At 48.4% G+C, this 10,049-nt stretch carries 12 protein-coding genes; 2 read left to right on the top strand and 10 right to left on the bottom strand.

All coding sequences use genetic code 11. The features are described from left to right. Positions 1–387: 387 nt before the first annotated feature. From AC6B99_RS32750 to paiA, 6 genes are all read right to left on the bottom strand, one after another. Positions 388–1,020 (bottom strand): phosphatase PAP2 family protein, encoded by a 633-nt coding sequence (locus AC6B99_RS32750; RefSeq protein WP_494860631.1) that lies wholly within the window; start codon positions 1,018–1,020, stop codon positions 388–390. Positions 1,021–1,239: 219 nt separating this feature from the next. Further along, the gene (locus AC6B99_RS32745; RefSeq protein WP_155973149.1) at positions 1,240–1,410 is read right to left on the bottom strand and encodes a hypothetical protein; all 171 of its coding nucleotides are present in this window, start codon (positions 1,408–1,410) and stop codon (positions 1,240–1,242) included. A 69-nt stretch (positions 1,411–1,479) separates the two neighbouring features. Next, the gene (locus AC6B99_RS32740) at positions 1,480–1,626 is read right to left on the bottom strand and encodes a hypothetical protein (RefSeq protein ID WP_155973146.1); all 147 of its coding nucleotides are present in this window, start codon (positions 1,624–1,626) and stop codon (positions 1,480–1,482) included. A 157-nt stretch (positions 1,627–1,783) separates the two neighbouring features. After that, positions 1,784–2,584 (bottom strand): hypothetical protein, encoded by an 801-nt coding sequence (locus AC6B99_RS32735; RefSeq protein ID WP_056035521.1) that lies wholly within the window; start codon positions 2,582–2,584, stop codon positions 1,784–1,786. Next, on the bottom strand, positions 2,581–3,180 hold the full coding sequence (locus AC6B99_RS32730) for a DUF1572 family protein (RefSeq protein WP_056035518.1): 600 nt from the start codon (positions 3,178–3,180) through the stop codon (positions 2,581–2,583). Before AC6B99_RS32730 ends, AC6B99_RS32735 begins: the two co-directional genes overlap by 4 nt. A 166-nt stretch (positions 3,181–3,346) precedes the next feature. Next, complete coding sequence (paiA, locus tag AC6B99_RS32725) at positions 3,347–3,892, bottom strand: spermidine/spermine N(1)-acetyltransferase (RefSeq protein WP_496665106.1); 546 nt, start codon at positions 3,890–3,892, stop codon at positions 3,347–3,349. A gap of 450 nt (positions 3,893–4,342) precedes the next feature. Between paiA and sdaAB the strand changes: the two genes are divergently transcribed. Continuing rightward, a complete protein-coding gene (gene sdaAB, locus AC6B99_RS32720; RefSeq protein ID WP_494860639.1) occupies positions 4,343–5,017 on the top strand; it encodes an L-serine ammonia-lyase, iron-sulfur-dependent subunit beta in 675 nt (224 codons plus the stop codon). Between the two features lie 5 nt (positions 5,018–5,022). After that, positions 5,023–5,901 (top strand): L-serine ammonia-lyase, iron-sulfur-dependent, subunit alpha, encoded by an 879-nt coding sequence (gene sdaAA, locus AC6B99_RS32715; protein WP_494860641.1) that lies wholly within the window; start codon positions 5,023–5,025, stop codon positions 5,899–5,901. A gap of 21 nt (positions 5,902–5,922) precedes the next feature. Here the strand turns inward: sdaAA and AC6B99_RS32710 are convergent, their stop codons facing one another. From AC6B99_RS32710 to AC6B99_RS32695, 4 genes are all read right to left on the bottom strand, one after another. After that, entirely contained in the window at positions 5,923–6,699 is a 777-nt protein-coding gene (locus tag AC6B99_RS32710) for a 5-oxoprolinase subunit PxpA (RefSeq protein ID WP_056035505.1), read from the bottom strand. Between the two features lie 4 nt (positions 6,700–6,703). Next, complete coding sequence (locus AC6B99_RS32705) at positions 6,704–7,720, bottom strand: 5-oxoprolinase subunit C family protein (RefSeq protein WP_056035503.1); 1,017 nt, start codon at positions 7,718–7,720, stop codon at positions 6,704–6,706. After that, on the bottom strand, positions 7,720–8,484 hold the full coding sequence (gene pxpB / locus AC6B99_RS32700; RefSeq protein WP_494860650.1) for a 5-oxoprolinase subunit PxpB: 765 nt from the start codon (positions 8,482–8,484) through the stop codon (positions 7,720–7,722). The genes AC6B99_RS32705 and pxpB overlap by 1 nt, the downstream gene beginning before the upstream one ends. A 271-nt stretch (positions 8,485–8,755) precedes the next feature. Then, a complete protein-coding gene (locus AC6B99_RS32695; protein WP_494881927.1) occupies positions 8,756–9,991 on the bottom strand; it encodes an MFS transporter in 1,236 nt (411 codons plus the stop codon). Positions 9,992–10,049 lie beyond the last annotated feature (58 nt).

The following is a 10,049-nucleotide window of genomic DNA, read 5'->3' as shown; positions in this document are numbered from 1 at the left end:
CGTAAACGGCTGTAGCCGTCCTCTGGTGGCAAAGCTACCGTTTCGCGTAGAAATATAGAGAATGGATGGAATAATCATATCCTTTCCTATATTTCAAGCGTAAACGGCTGTTGCCGTCCTCTGGCGGCAAAGCTACCGTTTCGCGTAGAAATATAGAGAATGGATGGAATAATCATATCCTTTCCTATATTTCAAGCGTAAACGGCTGTTGCCGTCCTCTGACGGTAACAGCCGTTTCGCGATGAAATATAAGCCGATTATAAGTGTGAACCTGATAAATTCTTAAATTTCAAAGAAGACCGCCAAGTGGCATTTGGACGTATGATCCAAACCCTTTGGCGGTCTTCTATACTGCTTCCTATTATTTTTGGGTGCTTTTTGGTCGCTTTAAGCAGCTTTTACACGAGTGAAATATCGCGAGCACTGAATGACGACAATGAGCCAAACCAGGCTAATCAAATAAGCACCTACAACATCACTCGGATAATGCACGCCTAAATAAATTCGGCTGATCCCTATGCTGGCAATCATAATCGAGCTGAAGGCGAGCAGCCATATCCTCGCCTGCTCTAACGGAATATGACGCCAGCATAAGTATGTAACGATTCCATAAAAGGTAAACGCACTCATGGAATGACCGCTCGGAAAGCTGTAGCCTGCTTCAACAATAATCGCATTTAAACTCGGCCTTGCACGTTGAAACAATAGCTTTAGCCCAAGATTCAGCAGCGCGGAGCCAATTACAGCTGTTAAAAACACGATCGTCTCCCTGCGGCTCTTCCAAACAAGCAACAAAAAAAGCGTAATGGGAACCGCTAACAGAGACACGATGTACACAGACCCAATAAAAGATAGAAACTTCATGATGCTTGTCCAGATCGGAGCATGGAGCAATTGAATGTAATGGATTACCTCTTGATCCAGCATCCTCACCAGTTCAGTTTGAACGGATAGCCCAATTGAAATAAATAGAACGAAGCTCGCAAGCGCAAGCACATTCAACTTTGAAAGAGAGAACACAACCACTTCCTAACTATCGTGAGCTCTTGCCCTTTGTAAACATATTGCAAAATTAAGGACGATAACAGTATACTACTTTTTTCTTTATGAATGGAAACGCAGGGCATTCACCACCTATTGCCAGAACAAATAAATCATCAAATTACAACCAAAAGCCTGCTTAAACAGGCTTTTTTCCTGTATGCATTCGCTTATTGTTCCCTCTCTTCAATTATAAATTCAGGGGCGTTTTCGGATTAGGCGATTAATTGCTGTGGAAATCGCTTTCTGGTTATTGCTTTCCTCTTCCGCTTTTTTTAGAGCAAGCAAGGCCAAACCATCACCAATCAACGACAACGAAGCAGAAATTTTAAACAGATCGTCAGAGGTTATTTTTTGTTCATTAGCCATTATTTACTCCTCCTCAATAGATGATTATATTCATCAGCCTTATATAAAGCGGGATTGTTCAAAACCTCGTCAGGAGTTATCATCTTTCTCCGCTCTGGCTTTTAAAACGGCAAATAGCCCAAAAAGATCGCCAACCACTAATATTACAGCAGACCATAAGGCGAGATCATCAGCTGAAGGTTCATTCGATTCCGGTTTTGTAGTGGTTTTTGACATCCGGATTAAGCTCCTTCGTTACTTTGTAATGATAACAGCCTATGCAGAAGGTCACTATGTGGTATAGGCATATGTAATGCATTCGGAAATTTTCGCCCTCACTTGAACGTAAAAAGACCGTCAAAGCGCACTTTGACGGTCTCGTATACGTCTCAACCTAATATTGCGGTTCTGCCGCCAGCACATCAAAATTCTGTATGTTCACAAGCGCCTTCTTGCCGCGATTTCCTCTCTCAACCACCTGCTTACCAGCCTCTTCATCCCATGTTTTTTTCACGAAATCACCTGTCAGCAAATTATAATCATCCTCATCGGCATTATCTATAAGCTCATTGCCCGTAAAATACGAGCCCGTTGTGGCCCCAATCAAATACCAGGCCTCATCCTGATAACGAAAACGATACGTATTGTACCATCTCCAGTTGCTCCCGCCGACATGACGAAGAACAAGAACGCCCTTCTCAATCGTCAAGCCTTCAAACGGGTCGCCGTAAATGCCGCCTTCATTAGCGCTCATTACCGCATGCTCTGCAATAACAGACCGCTTGTATGTATGATCCTCTTGTCCAAAAGCAACCATAATGGCGCGATCCGGCGCTTCTTGCGAGATGTCTTCCTTCTCCAGCACAGCGGCGATGTCGACAAGCCCATCGTTGTTCAAATCTCCTTCTGCTTGCTCAGGCTCTCCCTCAAAAATCTCCAGCACCTTCCATCCAGTTGGAACGAGTGACTCGAAATCTGCTGCTTCAGCCCCGTCATCCGTGGCGCTTGCTATTGGCGATTCCGAATCACCCTGACTCATATCCAATGCATGATCCTGACTGAACAGACTAGGCGCTGCGCTTGCCAAAATAGGATCAGCTTCAGGCTCAATGCTCCCAGTATTCGTATTCGTGCCGCCGCTGCATGCGCTCATGAACAGCAAGCAGATAATAACCAGCGTGTAACAAATTCTCAAACATTTTCCCCTTCTCTATCTCCATCCAACCGCTTTAGTTCCTCATCGGTAAAATGCTTGATCGCTTTCTCTTTGGCAAATTTTCCGGCATTGTATTGCTTCGAGCCGTTTCTTGGCACGGACAGGCTGTTCCACTCGTTTTCCTTCAACCCTTTTGCAGCGTAAACGATTTGCCCAATATGATAGGGGTAATGCGCCAGCTGACGGTTGATCGCCTCCAAAACGGTATGCCCTTCGTTGCGTATATAAATAATTTGGCCAAGCTGCTCTGGCTGGAGCGAATCTATCGCCTGAAAAAAACAAGCCCATGCTTCGTCCCAGCTTGCGAGCAGCTCTTCCTTATTCGCCCAGTCATTTTCAAACTCGGCGTCGCGATCCCGCCAATCCTTCTCGCCGTCTGCTGTCAGAAAATCCGTCCATCTGGACAAAATATTGCCGCACATATGCTTGACGATCGTGCCAATGCTGTTTACATCCTCTTTAGGCTGCACAAACAGCTGCTCCGGCTCGACCTGATTCATTGCTTTTTCAGCAAGCTTCTTGTAGTAGTGGAACTGTGATTGAATGCTATCCAAATAAACACGTTGTAAATCCATTCCAACGCCCCCTTTTTTACGAGTAAAAAATAATTCTTCCGCCGCTTTATGCTAGTTTCCAACCTCCTGCAAGCATCATGATGCTATCTTCCTCATTCTTATTAAAATTATAATAGCATTTCCACTTGTTTGGAAAGGCATTTATATTCGTGCGGGATGTTTTCCGTCAGTTGAATGGCCTTTCAGACAAATGGGATAGGAGCGATTTGGTCATTATAAAATCTATTTGTTCTTCATCACCCATATAGAAAGAGTGGGCCCCTGTTTGAACAAAGCCGATTTTTTTATAGAAGGCAATTGCGCCCTCATTTTTTTCCCAAACCCCTAGCCAGATCTTCTCTTTGTTCCGCTCTATCGCTACATGCACAGCTTTATTTATTAGATGTTTGCCTAGCCCCTGCTTATGAAATTTGTTCCTTATATAAATTCTCTCGATTTCAAGCGAATCGCTGCCCATTATTTCAGTTTGAGCATCACCAGTGTTTAGCTTTAAATACCCGGCAATTTCCTCATTAGAATAAATAAAAAAGAATTCCGAAGAGCTATTACATAATTCTTTTTCTAATTGGTTAAAGTTAAATGCTTTTTCCAGGTAGGCTTTCATATTTTCCGGCGAATTTTGATGGCTAAATGTCTCAATAAATGTTTCAACACTAACTTCTTGAAGCAATCTTACATCTTCAATTGTGCACTTTTTTATATTTATACTCATTTTATTTTTCCTCCTGTTACTAGATCAATCATTTCTCGCGCTTCCCTTATTGTAAAGGGCAAACCGTCTTTTCTTGCTCTGCAGAAAATAGTTTTTTTATTTTTTGGTTATATTATTTTTCAAATGAGTTAAAAAAATAGTACACTATTTTTGTTGCATTTACAACAAAAATCAACATAGCATTTTCCACAGCTACAACTTTTTTTCTTTCCGTATCAGAAATACGATAGATATAAGCGAGCTGGCAAATGAATAAGCTTTATAAGATGTCAGCAGCTCCTTGACACCCGGCAGCACCAGCGATCCAGTCGAATCATTGCGGTAATAATGTTATGTTTAATAACACAAAAAATCTAGATGACGAACATTAAAGTTATATATATTGACATGAAAAGTAGTGTTGCGTTACTCTAAGTAGCAGTGATTACTGATCAGAACGGTGGTAAAGCGATGCGTTTTAAAAATGTATTTTCTATAATCGGGCCTGCCATGGTCGGCCCCTCCAGCTCGCATACAGCAGGCGCCGTCCGGATTGGCCGCGTAGCGAGGCAATTGCTCGGTACGGTTCCGAACAAAGCTGCTATTACGCTGTACGGTTCTTTTGCCGAAACCTACCAAGGACATGGCACTGATCTCGCACTCGCGGCAGGCTTGCTTGATTATGATACAGATGATGCCCGAATTCGCCATTCGCTTAAAGATGCTTGGTCATCTGGCGTGGAAATCAACTTCAGCCTGGGAGTCGGACATGTTCCGCATCCGAATACGGCGAGAGTTGAGCTGTGGGCAGGCGATCGATATGCTGAAATTATCGGCGCATCTATCGGCGGGGGCAATATTATGATTCATCAGATGAATGGATTTGATGTTCAGTGTACGGGGGAGTTTCCAACCCTTGTGCTTCTTCATGGCGATTTCCCCGGCGTACTCTCCGGCATCACACATGTGCTCTGCGAGGATGGCGTCAATATAGGTTACATGGATGTGGATCGGAAAGCGAGGAATGGCGAAGCGATGACCGTTATTGAAGCCGATACGAAAATAACAGCAGCGACGCAGCTCAAAATCCAGCAGCTGCCCCATATGATCAAAAGCTCTGTCATTGATCTCACCTTAAGGAGCTGAGCCGCATGAAATATCGGTTTTTGCATGAGCTGGCCGCAGCGGGACAGCAGCAAGCCAAGCCTATATCGCAAATTATGCTTGAGGAAGAAATCGCAGAGTCCGGCCAAACCGAGGAGCATATTTTTAGGCAAATGGCCGACTATTACCAAGTTATGAAGGAGGCCGTGCATAAAGGGCTAACTGCTAATACGCAATCCAAGAGCGGGCTTACCGGGGGCGATGCTAAGCGCGTGCAATCCTTCACCGCTAATAACGCTCCCTCCTCTGGGGAGCCGGCAAGCAGAGCAATGGCCTATGCCCTCGCCGTTTCCGAGGTCAACGCTTCCATGGGCCGGATTATTGCAACGCCGACCGCAGGCTCATGCGGCATTATTCCTGGCGTATTCGTGAGCACGCAGGAGCGCTTTGGGTGGAGCGATGAGCATATGGTTAGAGGTTTATTTTGCGCAGGCGCGATTGGCTATGTCATTGCGAATAATTCCTTTATTTCCGGTGCGGAAGGCGGCTGTCAAGCCGAGGTCGGTTCAGCGATCGGCATGGCGGCCGGAGCTATGGTTGAGCTGCGAGGCGGCACGACAGACCAAGCGGTTCACGCGGTTGGGCTTGCCCTTAAAAACTCGCTTGGGCTCATTTGCGATCCCGTTGGCGGTTTAGTAGAAATTCCTTGCATTGTACGCAACGGCTTTGGTGCTGTCACCGCTTTAGCGGCAGCAGATATGGCAATGGCTGGCGTCCGCAGCATCATTCCCTCCGATGAAGTCATTAACGTCATGCTGGAGGTCGGCAGCGCCATGCCGAGCAAGCATAGAGAAACGGCGCAGGGCGGTCTCGCCCAAACGCCGACAGGCCGCAAAATTATGGAAAATTTAAAGAAACGAAAATAAATAGAGAAGCCCTAAAGTGGATTAATTGGATTTATGGGAGCCCGGCGCACAAAGGATAATTCCTTCCGACTCCAGCAGCTTGCGAATCTGCTGGACGAACAAGAACGCCTTCTCGCCATCACCGTGGACACATATCGTATCCGCTGCAATCGGAACCTTTACGCCCTGCGTCGACCATACAGCTCCTTCTCTTATCATCTGAAGGAGCTGCTTCAGCGCTTCATTCGGCTCCTCTATTAGCGCGCCTTCGTGACTGCGCGGTGTTAGCGAACCGTCTTGCTGGTAGGTACGATCTGCGAATACCTCGCTCGCTGTGCGCAGACCCCGCTTTTTCCCCGCATGAATCAATTTGCTCCCAGACAAGCCATATAATATAAGCTCCGGATTCACCCTGTACACCGCCTCAGCAATCGCTTCAGCCAGTTCCACTCGCCTAGCCGCCATATTATATAAGGCGCCATGAGGCTTCACATGCTGCATGACGCCGCCTTCGGACACAACGAAGCCATTCAGCGCGCTAATTTGATACACGGTCAGGTCATACGCTTCCTCAGGTGAAATCGCCATTTCACGCCGTCCGAAGCCGATTAAGTCCGGCAGCCCAGGATGGGCGCCGATGGCAACGCCATTTTTCAGCGCCAGCTTTACTGTCCGTCTCATCGTTCCCGGATCGCCAGCATGAAAGCCGCAAGCTATATTGGCCGATGTAATGAGCGGCAGCAATTCAGCATCCTGCCCCAGCTCATACACGCCATATTGCTCGCCCAAATCACAATTCAAATCGATAGCCAGCGTCATTCTTCTACCTCTCCTCTCTATAGCGTATTTCAATAAACATGGAAAGCCGCTGCATTTGAAGCTCGTGCTTGATATAAAGCTCTTCCGATTTTTGCCTAGTAATCTGCTTGAATCTAATCGTCTCTCCCGGCTTCGCTTGCGCCAGCAGCGGCAAATCTACCGTCGCCACTTGGGCGATTTTCGGATAGCCGCCAATCGTCTGATGGTCCGCCATCAAAATAATCGGGCTGCCGCCAGCAGGCACCTGAATCGTACCCGTGGATACCGCCTCAGAAATAGGCTCAAGCGCTGCAACTGTACTAAGACGCGGCCCTTCCAGCCGATAGCCCATTCGATCCGATTGCGACGAAATACGAAAATCGCTCTGCAAAAAATGCTTCCTGCTCCCTTCGGTAAACGCATCAAAATGCCGTCCCGGCACAAAACGAATGACTGGGTTTTTCCGATAAAAGGGACGTCCCTCTGAGCCAATCGACCAGCTGGTTGCAAAAAATGGCGCGGCATCCTGCCTGTCTTCAGCTTCCTGCTCCCAATAATATAGCGTTTCCGAGGCTCCTTCACCAATCGCCAGCACATCGCCCGCTTTTAAAGCCCGGCCTCCAAAGCCGCCTATAGCCGCACGTGTGTACGTGCTTCTGCTGCCCATAACAAGCGGCACATCAATGCCTCCAGCCGCTGCTATATAAGCGCGAGCGCCCGCGACGCAATTTCCGAACGAAAGCTCATTCCCTGCTTTTATGTACACCGGCCGCCACAGCGGAACGGCTGTTCCTTGCACAGCAGGCGACAAATTGCCCCCGCATATAGCAATTAACGCATCCTGCTCAAAAATCAGCTTTGGGCCGATAAGCGTAGCTTCCAGCACCGCTGCTCCCGCATCGTTACCAACGAGCAAATTAGCCGCGCGAAGCGCAAAATCATCCATCGCCCCTCCGGCAATAATGCCCTGCTGCCTATATCCATGACGTCCCCGATCCTGCACGGTCGTGAGGAGTCCGGCATGTTTTATTCGAATGCCCATTATGCCTGCTCCTCCCATGCGATAAACGCCTCATAGCTAATCGGCTCAAAATAAACCTGATCTCCCGCCCGCAATAAACTCGGCTGCTCATGCGCTGGGCGGAACAGCGCCACTGGCGTTCGCCCGATAATTTGCCAGCCGCCAGGGGAGACAATCGGATAGACCCCAGTCTGCTTGCCGCCGATGCCTACGCTGCCTGGCTCGATCCGCAAGCGGGGCGTGCTCCGCCGAGGCGTAGCGATTTGCTCAGGCAAGCCTCCCAAATATGGAAAACCGGGGGCAAAGCCGACCATATGGACGAGATAAGGCTGCGCCGCATGCATGGCGATGACCTCGCTTTCCGAAAGTCCGCTATGCTCCGCAACCGCTGCAAGATCCGGCCCCAGCTCTCCGCCGTAGCAGACGGGAAGGGTTACGATTCGCGGAGCAGCTGCCTGCTCGTCCTCCAGCTTGCTGACCATGTCCAAGAGCAGCTGGCAGACCCATTCATAAGGGGAAGCAGCCGCTTCAGCCTGCGGATTCCAGTTGTTTTCGGCTAGCGGCGCCAGCAGCTTCATTGGATCATAAAAAATCGTCAGCGTTACATACGCTGGTACAAGCTCAATAAAACCGGGAAAAGGCTCGCGCCGCAAATAAGAGCTGAGTGCTTGCACGCGCTCATGCGTCTTGCGGTCAATCGCGCTGCCGAGCTCGACAATAATTGCCGTATCTCCAAGAGGCAAAAGCTTTACTTCAAAGACTGGATTGACTGGAGCAATAGACATGCCCTCACCTCTTTTTTTCAAAAATAATATTTAAACTCTTATTTCTTATATCGGTCGCTATTCGGCATAATCATATGCCAGCCTAGTATATATTTGCTTCGCCGCTTTCCTCATCATCTCTCCTAAGCCCAGCAGGCGCCCTTGCTATACATTCGGCAAAACACAACGCTCCTCCTTCCTTCACCCCGCAGCCAAAAATCAGGCCTCAGCATGCTGAGGCCACAAAAAAACTGCAAATCGCCCTATGGCGATTTACAGTTTCGTTAACCTTTTATGTTTCGTGCTTAGGGCGTCCTATAGACCCTCCGCCAGCTCGCATGCTTATTTGCCTGCGGTCCAGTTGAAAGGCGATGACACTTAAAACAATCAAGCCCGCGGAAAAGGCTGCCAGCAGCCATACTGACTGGTTCACCTCCAAATGATCAAGCCCCCAGCCCATCGTTAGCGGAAGCACGGCGCCGCCGACACCGCCTGCTGCAATCATAAAGCTAGGGGTAGATTCCTCTGCCCCTGGAAGCAGCTTGCTCGAAAAGACGAGCGCAATAGAGAACACGCCGGACATGGCGAGTCCCAGCAGCAAAATGACCGCGAACGCCGACCATACCTGGTTCATAAACGGAAATAAGATGAACAGCAGCACCGTCGCCCCGCAGCTCGCCATAATGTACACCCGGTATTTGATTTTCTCGGCAATGACGCCAGCGAACAAACGACCGAAAGCCATTGCAATCCAGAAGCAGGTTACACTGAGCGTTGCTCCTGCCTCCTTCATGCCTAGCTTCTCAATGAGAATGGCTGGCATAAAGTTTGCAAGGCTCATCTCCGTCCCTACATAGAGGAAGAAAAACACAATAAATAAGGAAAAAATAACCCATTCCTTGCCTTGATAAAGCGGCTTGCCTGCGCGCTTCGCTTGCTGCCGTTCCGCTGCGGCGGCTGCGACTGACTTCTTCAGCACCGCATCCAGCTCGCCGAAGGAGCCTTTTGCCCATAAGAACAAAGTCAAAATTGCAAAAAAAGAAACGACCAAAAAGGACAGCTTCCAATAATTGGCCCAAATCAGGCCGCTTGCTATAAGTGGCATGACCATGGCGCCAACGCCGAAAAATACCTCAAGCCGGCTCATCGCGACGGCCGTTTGATTTTTGACTGCTGCGATTATAATCGTTCCGATTACCGCTTCAATCATGCCAAACCCAAAACCGGCTACGATGGCAATTGCATACAGCCAGCCCCAAGGCGGCAGCAGCATAAACATAAATTCAGCGGCAAACAGCATGCCAAATGCCAGCAGCAGTCCGCCTCTTTTGCCCAAATGCCGATTCAGCCACGGCGAGAGCAGCACTCCGACTAGAAATCCGCCGAACTGTGTGAAAATGAGTGTGCCGCCCTCGCTGTAGGCTTTACCATAATGCTCGAGCGCAACGGGCAATACAGAGCCCAGCACAACATGGGCAAGCCCGATAATGAAATAAGATAAACAGCCTAGCCAAATCAATCGTTTCATCATATACTCCTTCTGGAAAATAAGATTACCAGAAACAATTGTATGATAAATGGGAGCT

The sequence above is a fragment of the Paenibacillus liaoningensis genome (genome assembly GCF_059609455.1).
This window is presented reverse-complemented; position numbering and strand designations above follow the sequence as displayed.